Below are 16,958 nucleotides of genomic sequence, written 5' to 3'. Positions count from 1 at the left end.
TTCATGCTAGCGCGTACGGGTACAAGGTTCAATCCTTCGGTTTAAACCGCAACAGCCGATTGGCGTTGCTGACCACGGTGATGGAGGAGAGCGCCATTGCCGCACCCGCGACCACCGGGTTAAGCAGCGTGCCGGTCAGCGGCCACAAAATGCCGGCAGCAATCGGGATGCCGAGCGAGTTATAGATAAACGCCCCCAGCAGGTTCTGCTTCATGTTGCGCAGCGTGGCTTTTGAAATGGCCAGCGCGTCGGCAACGCCCATCAGGCTGTGGCGCATCAGCGTGATGGCAGCGGTTTCGATGGCGACATCGCTCCCGCCGCCCATAGCGATCCCTACGTCCGCCTGGGCCAGCGCCGGGGCATCGTTAATGCCGTCGCCGACCATCGCCACCTCACGGCCCTGACGTTGCAGTTTCTTGATGGCGTCCGCTTTGCCGTCCGGCAGTACGCCTGCAATGACCTCATCAATACCGGCTTCTTTTGCGATGGCGTTGGCAGTGGTCGGGTTATCCCCGGTCAGCATCACCAGACGGTAGCCCGCACGGTGCAGGCGCTGTAAGGCATCCACGCTGTCCTGGCGAAGCGGATCGCGCACGGCCAGCAGCGCGGCGGCTTTGCCATCCACCGCCAGCAGAACCGGGGTGGCGCCCTGTGACGCCTGCGCCTTCAGCTCGTTTTCCAGCGCGGCGGTATCAATACCGTTTTCATTGAGCAACGCCTGATTGCCCAGCAGCAGCGCGTGACCTTCTGCTTCACCGCTCACGCCGAGCCCGCGCAGGGTGCGGAAATTGCTCACCTGCGGCAGGGCAGACGCATTCGCTTTATCGAGAATGGCGCGCGCCAGCGGATGGCTTGAGCCTTGCTCCAGCGCGGCGGCAAGCCGCAGCGCCTCTTCTTCGGTAATGCCAGCGGTCGTAACGGCGACCACCTGTGGTTTACCTTCGGTCAGCGTGCCGGTTTTATCAAACACCAGCGTGTCCAGGGTGCTGGCCCGCTGCAGCGCGTCCGCGTCCCGCACCAGTACGCCAAATTCGGCCGCGCGGCCTACGCCGGAGATAATCGACATCGGCGTCGCGAGGCCCAGGGCGCAAGGACAGGCGATGATCAGCACCGTGGTGGCGATTACCAGGGTATACACAATCTGCGGCGCCGGGCCGAAAACATACCAGATCGCCGCGCTCAGCAGGGCAATACCGACCACCACCGGCACAAAAATGGCCGAGATTTTATCAGCAAGCTGGCCAATCTCCGGCTTGCTGCTTTGCGCCTGGCGCACCATGCGGATAATACGCGACAGCGTGGTGTGGCTGCCGACGGCGCTGGCGGTGAACAGCACGCTGCCGTCCTGCACGACCGTACCGGCATGCACGGCGTCGCCATCGGATTTCTGCTGGGGAATAGGCTCCCCGGTCAGCATCGCTTCATCCAGCCAGGCTTCGCCCTGGGTTATCTTACCGTCAACGGGAACGCGGTCCCCCGTGGTCAGACGCAGCGTCATGCCGGGCTGAACCTCGGCCAGCGGAACGCTCTTTTCTCCCTCGTCCGTGACCACGCGGGCCGTCGGCGGGGTTAAATCAAGCAACCTTTCCAGCGCTTTCGAGGAGCGCTGGCGGGCGCGGGCTTCCAGCATATGGCCTAAGTTGATCAGGCCGATAATCATCGCGCTCGCTTCATAATAGAGATGCCGCGCTTCCATCGGGAACCACTGTGGCCAGACGTTCACGCTCATCGAATAGAGCCACGCCGCGCCGGTACCGAGCGCAACCAGCGTATCCATCGTCGCGGTGCGGTTTTTCAGGCTCTTCCAGGCGCTGGTATAGAAATGACCGCCTGCGAATACCATCACCGCCAGGGTAATCAGACCGATCGCCAGCCACAGGGTGCGGTTGTCAGCGGTGACCATCATATTGTCACCCATCATGCCCCACACCATCACCGGAATACCCACCAGCAGGGCGACAATCGCCTGCCAGCGGAAGCGCTTCATGGTGGCGATAGCCGTTTCCTGCTGGCGCTCGCGACGCTCGGCATCGTCTTCGATGGCCTCCGCGCCGTAGCCCGCTTTCTCAACGGCCTGCACTAACTCTGCGGCGGAGGCGCTGCCCATCACCAGCGCAGTACGCTCCGCAAGATTGACCCGTGCCTGGGCGACGCCCGGTACCGCCTGCAGGGCGTTTTGTACCCGGGAGACGCAGCTGGCGCAGCTCATGCCGTTGATCAGCAGCTGTTGGCTGTCATCAATATCATCCGCTGCCGGAAGCTCAGGAGTGGCCGCTGTCAGTGCTTCCGACGGGGATGATGACTCTGCCAGCGGTTTAGCCTTTGGGTGGCTTAACTCCGCCCCGTAACCGGCCTGCTTGATAGTATCAATCAGCGCATCCGCGCTGGCGCTGCCGGTCACGGCCGCATGATCGATAGTCACGTCAGCGCTTTCCACATCAGGGCGCTGTTCCAGGCTTTCTTTAACGCGTTTGACGCAGTGGCCGCAGGAGAGGCCGTCCAGCGTCAGGTCGATAGTGTGAGACATAACAAAACTCCCGTATAATATATTGGTCAGTTGTTGACCGGAGTAACGCTTTTCGCTAACTGTTATGAAGGTTAAACCTTCCATCAAGGGGAAGGTCAAGGGGGAAATGTGAATATCAGTGACGTGGCAAAAAAAACCGGCTTAACCAGCAAAGCGATCCGCTTTTATGAAGAGAAGGGGCTGGTCACGCCGCCGCTGCGCAGTGAAAACGGCTACCGCAGCTACACGCAGCTGCATCTGGATGAGCTGACGCTGCTTCGCCAGGCAAGACAGGTTGGGTTTAATCTGGAAGAGTGCGGCGAGCTGGTTAACCTGTTCAACGATCCGAAGCGTCACAGCGCCGACGTGAAAAAACGCACGCTGGAAAAAGTGGCCGAAATTGAACGCCACATCGTCGAGCTGCAGGCGATGCGCGAACAGCTGCTGCAGCTCGCGGACTCCTGTCCGGGGGATGACAGCGCCGACTGCCCGATTATCGATAATCTTGCCGGCTGCTGCCACCGTAAAACCCACGCTTAGCAGGCTTTCACCCGCAGGGTAATGCCTTCCACGGCAATGACCTCCACCCGCGTGCCGGCGCTGAGGTCATCGTCGGCCACCACCGGCCACGAGCTGTCGCCCACCCGCATGTGTCCGCGTCCGTTCACCAGCGCGGTGTCGAGCGTAAAACGCTTGCCGACAATCTGCTGTCCGCGCTGGTTAAGGTGGGCGTCGACCGGTTTCTGCTCTTTGACCCGCCGGTTAAGCCAGCGCCACCACAGCCAGGCGGCCACCAGCGTCAGCGCGGCGAACAGCGCGCCCTGCCACGCCCAGTCCAGGGGAAGGATCCAGACCAGAAGACCCGTAATGACGGCGGCAACACCGCTCCAGAGCAGGTAGCCGTTGCCGCCCAGCATCTCCGCCGCCAGCAATAAGCCGCCGAGGCTTAGCCAGAAGGCGTGAGGATGTGCAACAATCAGCTCAATCATTTTTTACGCTCGTTTCCGCTGTCCTTGATCAGTTCGGCTATGCCCGCGATAGAGCCCATCAGGCTGCTGGCGTCCAGCGGCATCATCACCACTTTGCTGTTGTTCGCGGAGCCGATCTCTTTCAGCGCGTCGGTATATTTTTGCGCAACAAAGTAGTTCACGGCCTGGATATCACCGGCGGCAATCGCCTCGGACACCATCTGGGTGGCGCGGGCTTCCGCTTCGGCGGAACGTTCACGCGCTTCCGCCTGCAAAAACGCGGACTGACGGTCGCCTTCCGCTTTCAGGATCTGTGACTGTTTTTCCCCTTCCGCTTTGAGGATCTCCGCCTGGCGTACCCCTTCGGCTTCCAGAATGTAGGCGCGCTTGGTTCGCTCGGCCTTCATCTGGGCGTTCATGGAGGCGATCAGCTCCGCCGGCGGACGCACGTCGCGGATCTCAATACGGGTAACTTTGATCCCCCACGGGTTGGTGGCCTCATCAACAATGTGCAGCAGGCGGGTGTTGATGCTGTCGCGCTGGGAAAGCATCTCGTCCAGCTCCATCGAGCCGAGCACGGTACGGATGTTGGTCATCGTCAGGTTGACGATCGCCAGCTCCAGATTGCTGACCTCATAGGCCGCCTTCGGCGCGTCAATCACCTGAATAAAGCACACGGCGTCGATGGTGACGTTGGCGTTATCCTTTGAGATCACTTCCTGGGAAGGAATGTCCAGCACCTGTTCCATCATATTGATCTTGCGGCCGATTCTGTCCATGAACGGGACAATCAGGCTTAAGCCGGGCTGGAGCGTGTTGGTGTAACGGCCGAAACGCTCGACGGTCCACTGATAACCCTGAGGGACAATTTTGACGCCAGCGCCCACGATAACCAGCGCAACGAAAATAAGGACGGGAACAACGATAAGCATAAAAACCTCCTGTTTTGCATGCCGTGATGAGTGAAAGTGTGTGTTTATTGCTCGTAAGTATAGGTAAAGTCAGAGATGAAGCCATCACCCGCTTCGGCAATGGCTTTGGATAATCCCTGGTAGTAATTCTCCAGCCCCAGCGCTTCGATGCGCTGGATCTGTTCGCGAATGGGGGCGCAGAACAGAACGGCATTTCCCGCCTCAACGCGTTTGTTATTCGGTGGAAGGTCGCCCGCGATGGCTTTAAACCAGGTTCTGATGCCCTGCTTTAAATTATGCGGCGCTTTTGCCAGGTTATCCATGCCCGTCAGGATCTGCAGGGTAGGGAACTCATCGGCCTGCACGGCGGTTTTCATGCGCGCAAAGAACTGGCTGAACAGCTCGAACGATCCCAGATCGGTGACGCGGGGTTTGGTCGTTTTACCGTTTTTATTGCCGATTTTGCCTGCCGCTGACGCCGCGGCCGGAACCGCATTCACCTTTTCCAGCTCCAGCCCGAATAACAAATTACAGTGCGCACGGCGCGCTTTCAGCGGGTAGGACATCAGGACCTCAATGAACCGGGTGGCTTTCACATCCGCAAGATCGTGGTTGATAAGCCACTGTGTGCGTGAAAATTCCGCCGGAGAGACGAACCAGTCCGGCACTTCATTGAAGCGTTTTGATTTGCCTTTACCGTCAAATTCAAGGAAGTGTGTCCCGTTGTCGAAGGCGAAATAGCAATTTTTGAAGCTGCCGATCGTGGTGTTCACGATGAGCGCCTTCTTAACAAAATCGACCACCTCTGCACCTATCACAAAACGCGTGAGTTCCGACGATTTGATGACTTCCATTAATGTTTCGACATCAGGAACACCAGGCTTCAGGGAAGGAAACTCATAAAAGATATGTGCCATGCTGCATACTTCCTGTAGTGATGGTGGTGACAATTTATAAACAAAAAGTTTAACACTTGCTTCAGCGTGAGGCTATTCGCGCTGTGCGGGCGAAAGGATTATGCTACAGGCGGTTATTACACGAAGCGGTTAACGGAAGCGCAATGAACGATAAAAAAAACCTTTTGCATCTCAGGGACGTCGGGTTTCGAGTCGGGGAAAACACGATCCTGCAGCACGTCGGGTTTAGCCTGTCGCCGGGCGAGTTTAAATTAATCACGGGTCCCTCAGGCTGTGGGAAAAGCACGCTGCTGAAGATTGTGGCGTCACTCCTCAGCCCGACGGAGGGAGCCATTCTGTTTGAAGGCGAGGATATCGCGTCGCTTTCCCCGGAAAGCTATCGCCAGCAGGTCTCGTACTGCGTGCAAACGCCCGTGCTTTTTGGCGATACGGTTTACGACAACCTGATTTTCCCGTGGCAGATTCGCAATAAAACGCCGGAGCCGGAACAGTTTATCAACGATCTGGCCCGCTTTGGCCTGGCGCAGGAGACGCTGACAAAATCCATCAACGCGCTGTCGGGCGGCGAAAAGCAGCGGGTCTCGCTGATCCGCAACCTGCAGTTTTTACCGAAGGTGTTGTTGCTGGACGAAATCACCAGCGCGCTCGATGACGTCAACAAGCGCAACGTTAACGAGATTATTCATCGTTACGCCCGGGAGCAGAACATTGCCGTGCTGTGGGTGACGCACGACGCTAACGAAATAACCCATGCGGATGACGTGATTACGCTCCAGCCGCGCGGCGGAAAAATGCAGGAGGCAAACCGTGGGTGAACATAACATTACCAACGAATCTCTGGCCTTTTCGATGGTGCTGGTGCTGATTGCGATTGTGGTCAGCTACCGGGAAAAGCTGGGGCTGGAAAAAGATATCGTGTGGAGTATCTGCCGCGCGGTGGTTCAGCTCATCATCGTCGGCTATGTGCTGAAGTATATCTTCAACGTTAACCACGCGGTGCTGACGCTGCTGATGGTGCTCTTTATCTGCTTTAACGCGGCGTGGAATGCGCAAAAGCGCAGTAAATACATTGATAAGGCGTTTGTTTCATCGTTTATCGCGATTACCACCGGAACGGCGCTCACGCTGGCGGTGCTGGTGCTCTCCGGCTCGATTGAGTTTACGCCGATGCAGGTTATCCCTATCTCGGGGATGATTGCGGGGAACGCGATGGTGGCCGTTGGGCTCTGTTACAACAATCTCGGCCAGCGTTTCAGCAGCGAACAGCAGCAGCTGCAGGAAAAACTAAGCCTGGGGGCGACGCCTAAAGTGGCCTCGGCGCGGCTGATTCGCGAGAGCATTCGCTCATCGCTGATCCCGACCGTGGATTCCGCCAAAACGGTGGGGCTTGTGAGCCTGCCGGGCATGATGTCGGGGCTGATTTTTGCCGGTATCGATCCGGTAAAAGCGATTAAGTATCAGATCATGGTGACGTTTATGCTGCTTTCCACGGCAAGCCTGTCGACCATCATTGCCTGCTACCTGACCTATCGGAAGTTCTACAACGCGCGCCACCAGCTGGTGGTGACGCAGTTGAAAAAGACGGGGTAATATCGGCATTTCCAGGCCCGGTAAGGCGAAGCCGCCACCGGGCTTTTTTATCAATACAACAGCGCGTAAAGCTGACGACGATACTTCGACGCCAGCGCGTCTCCGGTGCCCAGCGCGGCCAGGATCTCCTGGAACATCTTGCGCGCCTGACCGTCTGCGGCGGCTAAATCTTTTTGCAGATGGCTGAAAAGCAGCTCAAGCGCTTCTTCGTTACGCCCCACCTGATGCAGCTGCAGCGCAAGCTGGCTTGCCAGCGCGGCATCTGCCGGGTTGTCGGCTACCTGCTGCTGCAGCTGCTGAATTTCCGGGGTGTCCGCCGCCTGCTTCAGGAGCTCAATTTGTGCAACCAGCCCCTGATAGCGGGTGTCCTGATCCTGGAGCGGAACCGTTTTGAGTACGGCTTCCGCGTCTTCTGAGCGGTGCAGGGCGATCTGCGTTTCCGCCAGCAGCAGGCCAATCTGGCTGTTCTGATTCGACAGCTGCCACGCCTCTTTGAGCAGCGGCAGCGCTTCGTCGTATTTGCCTTCCTGCATCAGCGCCATGCCTTCCTGCGCTTTCAGCTCTTCTTCGCGCGGCAGCACTTTATCCAGCAGGGCGCGAATCGCCTCTTCCGGCTGCGGCCCCTGGAAACCGTCAACAGGCTGGCCGTTCTGGAACAGATAGACGGTAGGGATGGCGCGCAGGCCAAACTGAGACGCTACCATCGGCTCGGCGTCGCAGTCCAGCTTGGCGAGAATGAACTGACCGTTGTACTGGGCGGCAAGGCTTTCCAGCACCGGCGTCAGCTGCAGGCAGTGTTGGCTGCGTTCAGACCAGAAGTAGAACAGGACCGGTTTGGTCATCGACTGTTCAAGAGTCTGTTGCAGGTTAGCTTCTGTGATATTGACGATATTCTGTACGGACATGCGGCTTTCTCTTTTGTCGGTTTGTTCTTTACATGGGGATGCGCGTCGGCGCTTCAACTCAACCGTTTAAAATTTTGTCCATTATCCGGCCGGGCAGCAGGCGTTTTAACCAGCCTACGGCATGGGTGACCAGTGTTACCGGATAGCGCATTTTGGGATGTTCACTCTCAAAAGCATGGCGCACTTTGGCCACCACCGCCTCTGGCCCGAGGGTAAAACGCGCGGCGATGCCGGGATTTTCGACCGGTTTATCCGCCTGCGTCTGGTTCACGTTTTCGGTAAAGCGGGTGCGGATCGGGCCGGGCTCAATCAGGCTGACCTTAATGCCGCTGTGGCGTAACTCCATGCGCAGGGCGTCGGACCAGGCCTCCAGCGCATATTTGCTGGCGGCATAGGCGCCGCGGCCCGGGGTGGAAATCAGTCCCATCACCGATGACGTCATCACGATGCGCCCTTCACCGTGCGGCAGCATCGCGGGGAGCAGACGCATGGTGAGCTGATGCACGCCGAAGAAATTGGTTGAAAACTGCTTCTCCAGCGTTTCGCGGGAGAGCGTATCCAGCGGGCCATACACGCCGTAGCCGGCATTATTAAACAGCCCGTACAGACGATTACCGGTCAGCGCGATCACCTCATCGGCGGCGCGCTCAACGCTTTCCGGCGAGTCCATATCCAGCAGCACGCCGGTAAAGCCCAGGCCGTTCATGCGTTCGACGTCGTCAGATTTGCGACAGGCCGCCAGAACCCGAAACCCCTGGCGCTTCAGTTCGAGCGCGCTTTCCAGGCCGATTCCACTCGAACATCCTGTAATTAAGACCGATTTTTGCATAACTTTACCTGTCAGGATCTCCGCTTAATCAGGAGTCATGTTTAACTAAAGGAGCCAGCCGCGTTGCCATCCAGTCGGCAATAAACGGCTGCGCATCGCGATTGGGGTGGATCCCGTCGTCTTGCATCCACTCGGGTTTGAGATAGACCTCTTCCATGAAAAATGGCAGCAGCGGAATATCAAACTCTTTGGCAAGCTTAGGGTAGATCGCGCTAAAGGCCTCATTATACCGACGACCGTAGTTGGCGGGCAGGCGAATTTGCATCAGCAGCGGCTGGGCGTTTGCCGCCTTGATGTCCTGCAAAATGGTACGCAGCGTTTGCTCGGTTTGCTGAGGCTGGAAACCGCGCAGGCCATCATTACCGCCAAGCTCAACCAGCACCCACCGTGGCTGATGCTGTTTGAGCAGCGCAGGCAGGCGCGACAGGCCCTGCTGCGAGGTATCGCCGCTGATGCTGGCGTTGATTACAGCGGTCTTGCTCTGCCATTTGTCATTGAGCAGGGCGGGCCAGGCCGCGCTGGCCGCCATGCGATAGCCTGCGCTCAGGCTGTCGCCGAGAACCAGTAACGTGTCCGCTGCCGCCGCGCGGAAGGTCATCAGAATCAAAAACAGGAAGGGCAAATGCCAGCGGAAAACAGTGTTGAAGTTCATCATCTTAAGAAGTCCGTCGGTCAGGGGGAACACGAGCTTTCCATCCTTACTGGAGTTGAACTCGTTGTCAAACGCGCTGAAACTATTGCGCTGATTGGCGAATCCGGTTCCGGCAAGTCCACGCTGCTGGCGATTTTAGCCGGTCTGGACGACGGCAGCAGCGGCGAGGTCCACCTTGTCGGGCAGCCGCTGCATCAGCTTGATGAAGAGGCGCGGGCCGCGCTGCGCGCGCGTCACGTTGGTTTTGTCTTTCAGTCCTTTATGCTGATCCCGACCCTGAACGCCCTGGAAAACGTTGAGCTCCCGGCGCTGCTGCGCGGTGAAAATAGCCGTGAAAGCCGCGCTCACGCGAAGGCGCTGCTGGAGCAGCTCGGTCTGGGTAAACGTCTCGACCATCTTCCCGCCCAGCTTTCCGGCGGTGAGCAGCAGCGCGTGGCGCTGGCCCGCGCGTTTAACGGCCGCCCTGAGGTGCTGTTTGCCGATGAGCCTACCGGCAACCTTGACCGTAAAACCGGAGACCGGATTGCCGACCTGCTATTTTCGCTCAACCGCGAGCACGGCACTACGCTTGTCCTCGTGACCCACGATCCGCAGCTCGCGGCGCGCTGCGACCGTCGCCTGCGGCTGGTCAACGGTGTTCTGCAGGAGGAAGCATGATTACCCGCTGGTTCTGGCGCGAGTGGCGCTCGCCCTCGCTGCTGATTGTCTGGCTGGCGCTCAGCCTGGCGGTGGCCTGCGTGCTGGCGCTCGGCAGCGTCAGTGACCGCATGGAAAAAGGGCTCAGCCAGCAGAGCCGAGAGTTTATGGCGGGAGACAGGGCGCTGGAAAGCTCCCGCCCCGTGCCGTCGGGCTGGATTGAAGCAGCGCGCAAAGAAGGGCTGAAGGTGGGGGAACAAATCACCTTCCAGACCATGACCTTCGCGGGCGACACGCCGCAGTTGGCGAGCGTCAAGGCCGTCGATGATATCTACCCGATGTACGGTGACTTACAGACCAGCCCGCCGGGATTAAAGCCGACGCCCGGTACGGTGCTGCTGGCATCGCGTCTGATGGCGCTGCTGAACCTGAAACCTGGAGACAGTATCGACGTGGGCGACGCCACGCTGAAAATCGCCGGAGAAGTGGTGCAGGAGCCTGACTCTGGGTTTAACCCGTTCCAGCTTGCGCCTCGCCTGCTGATGAACACCGCGGATGTCGCGGCCACCCATGCCGTACAGCCGGGCAGCCGCGTCACCTGGCGCTATAAGTTTGGCGGCACGCCCGCCCAGCTTGCCGCGTATGAAAAATGGCTACTGCCGCAGCTCAAACCGGAACACCGCTGGTTCGGGCTGGAGCAGGACGAGGGGGCGCTCGGTAAATCTCTGGAGCGCTCTCAGCAGTTCCTGCTGCTGTCGGCACTGTTAACCCTGCTGCTGGCGGTGGCGGCGGTGGCCGTGGCGATGGGGCACTACTGCCGCAGCCGCTACGACCTGGTGGCGATCCTCAAAACCCTGGGGGCGGGCCGGGCGCAGCTGCGCAAGCTGATTGTCGGCCAGTGGCTGATGCTTCTGGTTCTGTCGGCGCTGACCGGCGGCATAATGGGGCTGCTGTTTGAAAAACTGCTGATGGTGATGCTGAAACCGGTGCTCCCTGCCGCATTGCCGCCTGCCAGCCCCTGGCCGTGGCTGTGGGCGATGGGCGCGATGACGGTGATCTCGGTGCTGGTGGGGCTCCGACCCTACCGCCTGCTGCTCGCCACGCAGCCGCTGCGCGTGCTCCGTAACGATGTGGTGGCGAACGTCTGGCCGCTGAAGTTCTACCTTCCGGTGATTATTGCGGTGGCGGTGGGGCTGCTGGCGTGGCTGATGGGGGGCAGCACGCTGCTGTGGGCGGTGCTGGCCGGGGCGGTTGTGCTGGCGCTGCTGTGCGGTGTGCTGGGCTGGATCCTACTCAACCTCCTGAAAAGGGTGACGGTAAAATCGCTGCCCGTGCGCCTGGCGGTCAACCGACTGCTGCACCAGCCCTGGTCTACGCTCAGCCAGCTGTCGGCGTTCTCGCTTTCGTTTATGCTGCTGGCGCTGCTGCTGGTGCTGCGCGGCGATCTGCTCGATCGCTGGCAGCAGCAGCTTCCACCGGAAAGCCCGAACTATTTCCTGATCAATATCGCGCCTGAGCAGGTTACGCCGCTGAAGGGCTTCCTGGCGGAGCATCACATTATTCCCGAGTCGTTCTACCCCATCGTGCGTGCGCGTCTGACGCAGATCAACTGGCAGCCAACGGAGGGGAACAAGGACGAGTCGCTTAACCGCGAGCTGAACCTGACCTGGCAGGAGAAACGCCCTGACCACAACCCGATAACCGCCGGCACCTGGCCGCCAAAAGCGGGGGAGGTGTCGATGGAGGAGGGGCTGGCGACGCGCCTGAACGTGAAGCTGGGGGACAGCGTCACCTTCACAGGCGATACGCAGGATTTCACCGCGAAGGTCACCAGCCTGCGTAAGGTGGACTGGGAGAGCCTGCGGCCCAACTTCTTCTTTATCTTCCCCCCGGGGGCGCTGGACGGGCAGCCGCAGAGCTGGCTGACCAGCTTCCGCTGGGAGAACGGCAACGGCATGCTGACCCAGCTTAACCGGGAGTTTCCGACGGTCAGCCTGCTGGATATCGGCGCGATCCTCAAACAGGTGGGGCAGGTGCTGGAGCAGGTAAGCCGCGCGCTGGAGGTCATGGTGGTGCTGGTAACGATCTGCGGCGTGCTGTTGCTGCTGGCCCAGGTGCAGGTGGGCATGCGCCAGCGCCATCAGGAGCTGGTGGTTTACCGCACGCTGGGGGCCGGAAAGCGGCTGCTGCGAATGACGCTCTGGAGCGAGTTTGCGCTGCTGGGGCTGGTGGCCGGTCTGGTGGCGGCCATTGGCGCAGAGACGGCGCTGGCGGTGCTGCAGACAAAGGTCTTCGACTTCCCGTGGGAGCCTGACTGGCGTCTTTGGTTGATCCTGCCTCTGTGCGGCGCTGCGCTGCTTTCTCTCTGCGGAGGCTGGCTCGGCACGCGGCTGTTAAAGGGCAAAGCCCTGTTCCGTCAGTTTGCCAGTTGATTTAGCACTGTGATAATTACGCGTCGGTTTTTAATTCCGGCGCGTAGTATTAAAATGGCACAAAGTGATAATACCCACTCATTTAGTAGCACAAAACATTAAAAAACCGACCACACGGCCCGATTATTTCCAGTTAATATTCACCCGCTAAATATTTAGCAGCGTGTCTATTAAGGGAAAAATAATGACTATAAAAAAATCAGCGCTGGCGGTAACGATCGGCGCGGCAGTGGCATTGACTACCTTCGCTTCTCAGGCGGAAATCACGGTTCTTAAGCAGGATCCTCAGGCGGGTAACCCGCTGAGCCGCCTGAACTTCACCGTTGGCGGCAGCATTCGTCCTCAGTTCCAGAACATGACCGGCGACGACGGTAAAAACAGCTACAAGCGTAACGGTTTTGACGGCGGTACCCGTTTCCGTTTCGCAGCAGATTACTACCTGTTTGATGACATCAGCTGGGTAAGCTACTACGAGCTGGGCGTGAACTTCCCTGCAATGTTCAACTGGGATAACCACTACAGCGAGAGCGACCACGACACGACGCGTCGTATGCTCTACACCGGTCTGAAGAGCGACACCTGGGGTACGCTGACCTTCGGCCAACAGAACAGCGTTTACTATGATGTGGTGGGTGCGAAAACCGATATCTGGGACTACGACATGATCGGTCAGGCGCCGGGTAACGGGATCAAAGGCGATTACGACGGTTCTTACCGTTCACGTAAGATGCTGAAATATAAGAAAACCGTGGGCGATGCTGACATCTACGCATCTTACCTGTTTGAAGACAGCGAATACCTGCCGGGCAACGGCCTGCGCTACAAGCGTAAAGGCGGCGGCTCGCTGGGTCTGGATTACCACCTGACCACCGATCTGACCTGGGGCGCCGCGTGGAACTACACCCGCGCGGATATGCGTAATCCGGACAACGGCGACAGCAAAACCTATGACCAGAACATCCTCGGTACTGCGCTGAGCTGGACCCCGGACAACTGGACCTTCTCCGTTGGCGGCGGCTGGTACCAGAACTTCATGACCACCAAAAAAGTGTCTGTTAACGACTACTTTGCGGGCGACGCGTGGGGTATTGAGTACTTCGCAGGTTACAAATTCCCAGTCGGTCAGTACGCGGTGAAATCCATCCAGCCTTACTTCATGGGCGACCGTATTGACTACGTGAACGGCCGTAACTACCAGCGCATCGACAACGGCGTGGGTATCAGCTTCCAGCTGGATTACGGTTTCCGCGTGGATTACGAACACGTGTTCACTTCCAGCACCGACAACCTGGGCGACATGAACCTGGTGCGTCTGCGTTACGACTTCTAAGCCGTGTTGTAGGGTGCGGCCTGATGCCCTCACCCTGACCCTCTCCCACGGGGAGAGGGAAAAAACATTAAAAACGGCAACCCAGGTTGCCGTTTTGCTTTTACCTCGCCACCCGGCTTTTTTTCAGCGATTAAGCCAGTCAGCGACCTCGCCGTACGTCCCGCGATAGACAATTTTCTCCGCCTTTTTCTCCAGCTGATAGCCGTACATCGGGTCGTAATAGTCGTTCAGCAGCGGCGCAAGCCAGCTGAAGTGCGCGTCCGTGCGGCCAGATCGTTGCTGTTCCAGCAGCGCGGAATCTAACAGCACGGTGAATTCTGCATACCGCTGTAGCCCCAGGCGGCGACGAATGGCGAACAGGCCGTGATGCAGGTACTCGCTGTATTCTTTCCATCCCGCTTCTTCACCGTAGGCCGCAGAAAAATCCGCCCACATGTGGTCGAAATACTCTTCGCGCAGCCGTTCAAGACGGATCTCAAACGGATCCTCGACCACCACGATAGGGGCTTCAACCATGCGGTCGCGCAGGCACTCCGGCAGGTGGTTGGAGCCAATCATCCGGCCTTCGTCTTCCAGCACCCAGCGTGCGGCGTCTTTTTTCAGGAGCTCAGCCGCAAGGTGATTTTCAAAGCTGGCCTGGGAAAGCTGCGGCGTGAGCGTGCGGCCAAACGACGAACCGCGATGGTGCGCCAGCCCTTCCAGATCGATACCCTGCGCGTGCTGCTTCACCAGCAGGGTTTTACCGTTCCCGGTACAGCCGCCAATAAGCACCATCGGCTTTTGCGACTGCTCAATGGTCACCTGAATCGCCGTCTGGCGCAGGGCCTTATAGCCGCCGCGGATCAGCGGGTAGTCGATACCCGCCTCTTTCAGCCAGGCCTGCGAGATATGCGAGCGCTGGCCGCCGCGCGCGCAGCAGAGAAAGCCCTCAGGATGGGCAAGGCTGGCTTCCCGCCAGGCGTTGATGCGTGCTTCACGCGTGTCGCCGTTCACCAGGCGATGGCCGAGCGCCAGCGCGGCCTCGGGGCCCTGGCGTTTATAGCAGGTGCCGACGGCCGCGCGCTCGTCGTCGTTCATTAAAGGCAGGTTGATCGCCGCAGGCATCGCGCCCTGGGCAAATTCGATCGGCGCGCGAACGTCGATTAAAGGGGTATCAGACGCGAGGATCGCGCGATAGTCCGTTCCATCGTTCATGGTTATTCCAGAAGAAAACTCAGCAGCAATGGGCGGGGATTTTACGCCGGGGAAGGGGAAGGTCAACTCCCCGGCGCAGATGTCTTACTTGAGCTTTGACTGTGCCCAGACAATACCGCTCGCGTATTCCGGCGGCAGGAGAGGGATCATGGCTTCCAGGGTGGCGCTCAGGCGGCCCGTGTCGCTGTCGTTCAGGTTAAGGTGACCGACCTTACGACCCTCGCGAACCTCTTTGTCATACCAGTGCAGATGCACGAGCGGCAGCTTCAGCCAGTCGTAGTTCAGATCGGTGCCGATCAGGTTGATCATCACCGACGGGCTATTGACCACCGGCTGCGGCAGCGGCAGGTTGGTGATGGCGCGCAGGTGCAGTTCGAACTGGCTGATGGACGCGCCATTTTGCGTCCAGTGGCCGCTGTTGTGCACGCGCGGTGCCAGCTCGTTGATTAGCAGACCAGACGGCGTCACAAAACACTCCATCGCCATGACGCCCACGTAGCCCAGCTCGTGCATGATGGCAGAGAGCATCTCTTCCGCCTGCGCCTGCTGGTCAGCATTGGCGTGCGGGAAGGCGACGCTGGTGCGCAGAATGCCGTCCTGATGCAGGTTATGCGTCAGCGGATAAAACACCGTGCGGCCGTCATGCCCGCGCGCGCCAACCAGCGAGACTTCACCGCTGAAGTTAATGCCCTGCTCAACGATGCATTCGCCGTAGCAGTCGTCCGGCAGCTCGGCGGTGTCGTTTGCGCGCAGGCGCCACTGGCCGCGGCCGTCGTAGCCGCCCACGCGGCGCTTCACGATCGCCAGCTCGCCCAGCATGGCGAAGACGTCGTTCCACTCGCTTTTATCGGACAGGAGCTGCCACGGTGCGGTCGGCAGACCGAGCTTGTCGAACAGCTGCTTTTGCGTCAGACGGTCGGCAATGATTGGGAACACGTCGCGGTTAACAAAAGCGTTGTGACGCGCCAGCTCGCGGGTCAGAGCGGTCTCCGGCCAGCGTTCGATCTCGGCGGTGATCACGCTCTGGTGGAATGGGACGGCTTCCGGTTCGGCGTCCAGCCCGACGGGCCAGACGGCAATCCCCAGAGGTTCACCGGCCTGACGCAGCATGCGGCCTAACTGGCCATTACCGAGGACGCAAACCTGCTTCATGCCGCACCCCGCGGGTCTGGATTGTCCAGCACTTCGTCGGTCTGGGCTTTACGCCACTCCGCCAGACGCTGATGCAACGCTTTATCGTGTGTCGCCAGGATCTGCGCAGCCAGCAGGGCGGCATTGGCGGCACCCGCTTTGCCAATAGCCAGCGTGCCGACAGGAATACCGCGCGGCATCTGGACGATAGAGTAGAGGCTATCCACACCGCTTAACGCGGCGCTTTGTACCGGGACGCCCAGAACCGGTACCAGGGTTTTGGCGGCAATCATGCCCGGCAGATGTGCTGCGCCGCCCGCGCCGGCAATGATCACCTCATAACCGTTCTCTTCGGCGCTTTCTGCGAAGCTGAACAGTTTGTCAGGCGTACGGTGCGCGGAGACCACTTCAACGTGGTGCGGAACATTCAGGATTTCAAAGATTTCGGCGGCGAACTGCATGGTAGCCCAGTCGCTTTTGGACCCCATCACGATGGCGACACGCGCCGGATTATTGCGGGAAGACATGCGTCTTAAAACTCCTGTGGTGCGAAACACACTGCTTTCGAGGGCACAGAGAATAGCATGTTATACGGGCAAGGAAAACGGTTGCGCGGTTAAATCTTGAGCCGTTGTTGCCGACAATTCATAACAAAACAGACCGCATTCTGGCGGTCTGTTTTCGTCGAGGGGCAATCATTATTTCGTCAGTTCTGCGGTCATATACACGCGATTATCGACCTTCGCGCTGGTGATTTTATAAGACGCACCCTGTTCAGCAGCCTGTGCAGCGATTTTCGCTTCTGCGCGGTCAAGGGTAGAGGCGGTTGCGCTCACGCTCTGCGCGAAAGAACCGAAAGAAACCAGGGAGAGAGCCGTAACTGCAACGAAAGTTTTGATGGATTTCATGGTCGTATTCCTTAAGTGTTTTGTCTGGGATAGGGCGTGTGGCCCTGAT

The 16,958-nt window shown here is 59.1% G+C and carries 17 protein-coding genes; 6 read left to right on the top strand and 11 right to left on the bottom strand.

The annotated features are described in order from the left end of the window. Window positions 1-28: 28 nt before the first annotated feature. Window positions 29-2,527, bottom strand: coding sequence for a copper-exporting P-type ATPase CopA (gene copA / locus F0319_RS01160; protein ID WP_149366098.1), 2,499 nt, complete (start codon window positions 2,525-2,527; stop codon window positions 29-31). Window positions 2,528-2,635: 108 nt separating this feature from the next. Here copA and cueR point away from each other — a divergent pair, with 108 nt between their 5' ends. After that, complete coding sequence (cueR, locus tag F0319_RS01155) at window positions 2,636-3,046, top strand: Cu(I)-responsive transcriptional regulator (RefSeq protein ID WP_021241620.1); 411 nt, start codon at window positions 2,636-2,638, stop codon at window positions 3,044-3,046. Here cueR and F0319_RS01150 read toward each other — a convergent pair. From F0319_RS01150 to F0319_RS01140, 3 genes are read right to left on the bottom strand one after another with little or no spacing between them, the layout of a single operon-like run. Then, window positions 3,043-3,495 (bottom strand): NfeD family protein, encoded by a 453-nt coding sequence (locus F0319_RS01150; RefSeq protein ID WP_032656590.1) that lies wholly within the window; start codon window positions 3,493-3,495, stop codon window positions 3,043-3,045. The genes cueR and F0319_RS01150 overlap by 4 nt on opposite strands. After that, on the bottom strand, window positions 3,492-4,406 hold the full coding sequence (locus tag F0319_RS01145) for an SPFH domain-containing protein (protein ID WP_008499312.1): 915 nt from the start codon (window positions 4,404-4,406) through the stop codon (window positions 3,492-3,494). Before F0319_RS01145 ends, F0319_RS01150 begins: the two co-directional genes overlap by 4 nt. 44 nt (window positions 4,407-4,450) lie before the next feature. Next, the gene (locus tag F0319_RS01140) at window positions 4,451-5,302 is read right to left on the bottom strand and encodes a hypothetical protein (RefSeq protein WP_111963378.1); all 852 of its coding nucleotides are present in this window, start codon (window positions 5,300-5,302) and stop codon (window positions 4,451-4,453) included. Window positions 5,303-5,445: 143 nt separating this feature from the next. On the opposite strand from F0319_RS01140, the gene fetA reads away from it, so the two are divergent. Both fetA and fetB read left to right on the top strand, forming a co-directional pair. Next, window positions 5,446-6,117 carry an iron efflux ABC transporter ATP-binding subunit FetA gene (gene fetA, locus F0319_RS01135; protein WP_149366097.1) on the top strand — a complete coding sequence of 224 codons (672 nt, stop codon included), beginning with the start codon at window positions 5,446-5,448 and terminating at the stop codon, window positions 6,115-6,117. Further along, the gene (fetB, locus tag F0319_RS01130; protein WP_115874387.1) at window positions 6,110-6,892 is read left to right on the top strand and encodes an iron efflux ABC transporter permease subunit FetB; all 783 of its coding nucleotides are present in this window, start codon (window positions 6,110-6,112) and stop codon (window positions 6,890-6,892) included. Before fetA ends, fetB begins: the two co-directional genes overlap by 8 nt. A gap of 50 nt (window positions 6,893-6,942) precedes the next feature. On the opposite strand, the gene F0319_RS01125 is transcribed toward fetB, so the two are convergent. The 3 genes from F0319_RS01125 to tesA are packed head-to-tail and all read right to left on the bottom strand — an operon-like array spanning window position 6,943 to window position 9,278. Further along, on the bottom strand, window positions 6,943-7,797 hold the full coding sequence (locus F0319_RS01125; protein WP_023310624.1) for a co-chaperone YbbN: 855 nt from the start codon (window positions 7,795-7,797) through the stop codon (window positions 6,943-6,945). A 58-nt stretch (window positions 7,798-7,855) separates the two neighbouring features. Continuing rightward, the gene (locus tag F0319_RS01120; RefSeq protein ID WP_149366096.1) at window positions 7,856-8,626 is read right to left on the bottom strand and encodes an SDR family oxidoreductase; all 771 of its coding nucleotides are present in this window, start codon (window positions 8,624-8,626) and stop codon (window positions 7,856-7,858) included. A gap of 28 nt (window positions 8,627-8,654) precedes the next feature. Continuing rightward, entirely contained in the window at window positions 8,655-9,278 is a 624-nt protein-coding gene (gene tesA / locus F0319_RS01115; protein WP_188035077.1) for a multifunctional acyl-CoA thioesterase I/protease I/lysophospholipase L1, read from the bottom strand. Between tesA and ybbA the strand changes: the two genes are divergently transcribed. The 3 genes from ybbA (at window position 9,249) to F0319_RS01100 (ending at window position 13,676) form a co-directional block, all read left to right on the top strand. Then, on the top strand, window positions 9,249-9,935 hold the full coding sequence (gene ybbA / locus F0319_RS01110; RefSeq protein ID WP_149366094.1) for a putative ABC transporter ATP-binding protein YbbA: 687 nt from the start codon (window positions 9,249-9,251) through the stop codon (window positions 9,933-9,935). The two genes, tesA and ybbA, sit on opposite strands and share 30 nt — an antisense overlap. Then, window positions 9,932-12,346, top strand: coding sequence for a putative ABC transporter permease subunit YbbP (gene ybbP, locus F0319_RS01105; RefSeq protein WP_149366093.1), 2,415 nt, complete (start codon window positions 9,932-9,934; stop codon window positions 12,344-12,346). Before ybbA ends, ybbP begins: the two co-directional genes overlap by 4 nt. 184 nt (window positions 12,347-12,530) lie before the next feature. Then, window positions 12,531-13,676 (top strand): porin, encoded by a 1,146-nt coding sequence (locus tag F0319_RS01100; protein WP_111963373.1) that lies wholly within the window; start codon window positions 12,531-12,533, stop codon window positions 13,674-13,676. 123 nt (window positions 13,677-13,799) lie between these two features. Here F0319_RS01100 and mnmH read toward each other — a convergent pair whose 3' ends face one another. The 4 genes from mnmH to F0319_RS01080 form a co-directional block, all read right to left on the bottom strand. Continuing rightward, window positions 13,800-14,870 carry a tRNA 2-selenouridine(34) synthase MnmH gene (gene mnmH, locus F0319_RS01095; protein WP_149366092.1) on the bottom strand — a complete coding sequence of 357 codons (1,071 nt, stop codon included), beginning with the start codon at window positions 14,868-14,870 and terminating at the stop codon, window positions 13,800-13,802. 84 nt (window positions 14,871-14,954) lie between these two features. Beyond that, window positions 14,955-16,022 carry a 5-(carboxyamino)imidazole ribonucleotide synthase gene (gene purK / locus F0319_RS01090; protein ID WP_149366091.1) on the bottom strand — a complete coding sequence of 356 codons (1,068 nt, stop codon included), beginning with the start codon at window positions 16,020-16,022 and terminating at the stop codon, window positions 14,955-14,957. After that, a complete protein-coding gene (purE, locus tag F0319_RS01085) occupies window positions 16,019-16,528 on the bottom strand; it encodes a 5-(carboxyamino)imidazole ribonucleotide mutase (RefSeq protein ID WP_014882834.1) in 510 nt (169 codons plus the stop codon). Before purE ends, purK begins: the two co-directional genes overlap by 4 nt. Before the next feature lie 171 nt (window positions 16,529-16,699). Then, window positions 16,700-16,909, bottom strand: coding sequence for a YdgH/BhsA/McbA-like domain containing protein (locus tag F0319_RS01080; protein WP_149366090.1), 210 nt, complete (start codon window positions 16,907-16,909; stop codon window positions 16,700-16,702). Window positions 16,910-16,958 lie beyond the last annotated feature (49 nt).

Origin of the sequence: Enterobacter vonholyi, from assembly GCF_008364555.1 — a bacterium.
GTDB classification, from domain to species: domain Bacteria; phylum Pseudomonadota; class Gammaproteobacteria; order Enterobacterales; family Enterobacteriaceae; genus Enterobacter; species Enterobacter vonholyi.
This window is presented reverse-complemented; position numbering and strand designations above follow the sequence as displayed.

What these genes read in the sequence shown, in the direction of transcription:
- copA (WP_149366098.1), bottom strand. Translation starts at nt 2,527, where the DNA reads ATGTCTCACACTATCGACCTGACGCTGGACGGCCTCTCCTGCGGCCAC.
- F0319_RS01150 (WP_032656590.1), bottom strand. Translation starts at nt 3,495, where the DNA reads ATGATTGAGCTGATTGTTGCACATCCTCACGCCTTCTGGCTAAGCCTC.
- F0319_RS01145 (WP_008499312.1), bottom strand. Translation starts at nt 4,406, where the DNA reads ATGCTTATCGTTGTTCCCGTCCTTATTTTCGTTGCGCTGGTTATCGTG.
- F0319_RS01140 (WP_111963378.1), bottom strand. Translation starts at nt 5,302, where the DNA reads ATGGCACATATCTTTTATGAGTTTCCTTCCCTGAAGCCTGGTGTTCCT.
- fetA (WP_149366097.1), top strand. Translation starts at nt 5,446, where the DNA reads ATGAACGATAAAAAAAACCTTTTGCATCTCAGGGACGTCGGGTTTCGA.
- F0319_RS01125 (WP_023310624.1), bottom strand. Translation starts at nt 7,797, where the DNA reads ATGTCCGTACAGAATATCGTCAATATCACAGAAGCTAACCTGCAACAG.
- F0319_RS01120 (WP_149366096.1), bottom strand. Translation starts at nt 8,626, where the DNA reads ATGCAAAAATCGGTCTTAATTACAGGATGTTCGAGTGGAATCGGCCTG.
- ybbA (WP_149366094.1), top strand. Translation starts at nt 9,249, where the DNA reads ATGCCAGCGGAAAACAGTGTTGAAGTTCATCATCTTAAGAAGTCCGTC.
- tesA (WP_188035077.1), bottom strand. Translation starts at nt 9,278, where the DNA reads ATGAACTTCAACACTGTTTTCCGCTGGCATTTGCCCTTCCTGTTTTTG.
- ybbP (WP_149366093.1), top strand. Translation starts at nt 9,932, where the DNA reads ATGATTACCCGCTGGTTCTGGCGCGAGTGGCGCTCGCCCTCGCTGCTG.
- F0319_RS01100 (WP_111963373.1), top strand. Translation starts at nt 12,531, where the DNA reads ATGACTATAAAAAAATCAGCGCTGGCGGTAACGATCGGCGCGGCAGTG.
- mnmH (WP_149366092.1), bottom strand. Translation starts at nt 14,870, where the DNA reads ATGAACGATGGAACGGACTATCGCGCGATCCTCGCGTCTGATACCCCT.
- purK (WP_149366091.1), bottom strand. Translation starts at nt 16,022, where the DNA reads ATGAAGCAGGTTTGCGTCCTCGGTAATGGCCAGTTAGGCCGCATGCTG.
- purE (WP_014882834.1), bottom strand. Translation starts at nt 16,528, where the DNA reads ATGTCTTCCCGCAATAATCCGGCGCGTGTCGCCATCGTGATGGGGTCC.
- F0319_RS01080 (WP_149366090.1), bottom strand. Translation starts at nt 16,909, where the DNA reads ATGAAATCCATCAAAACTTTCGTTGCAGTTACGGCTCTCTCCCTGGTT.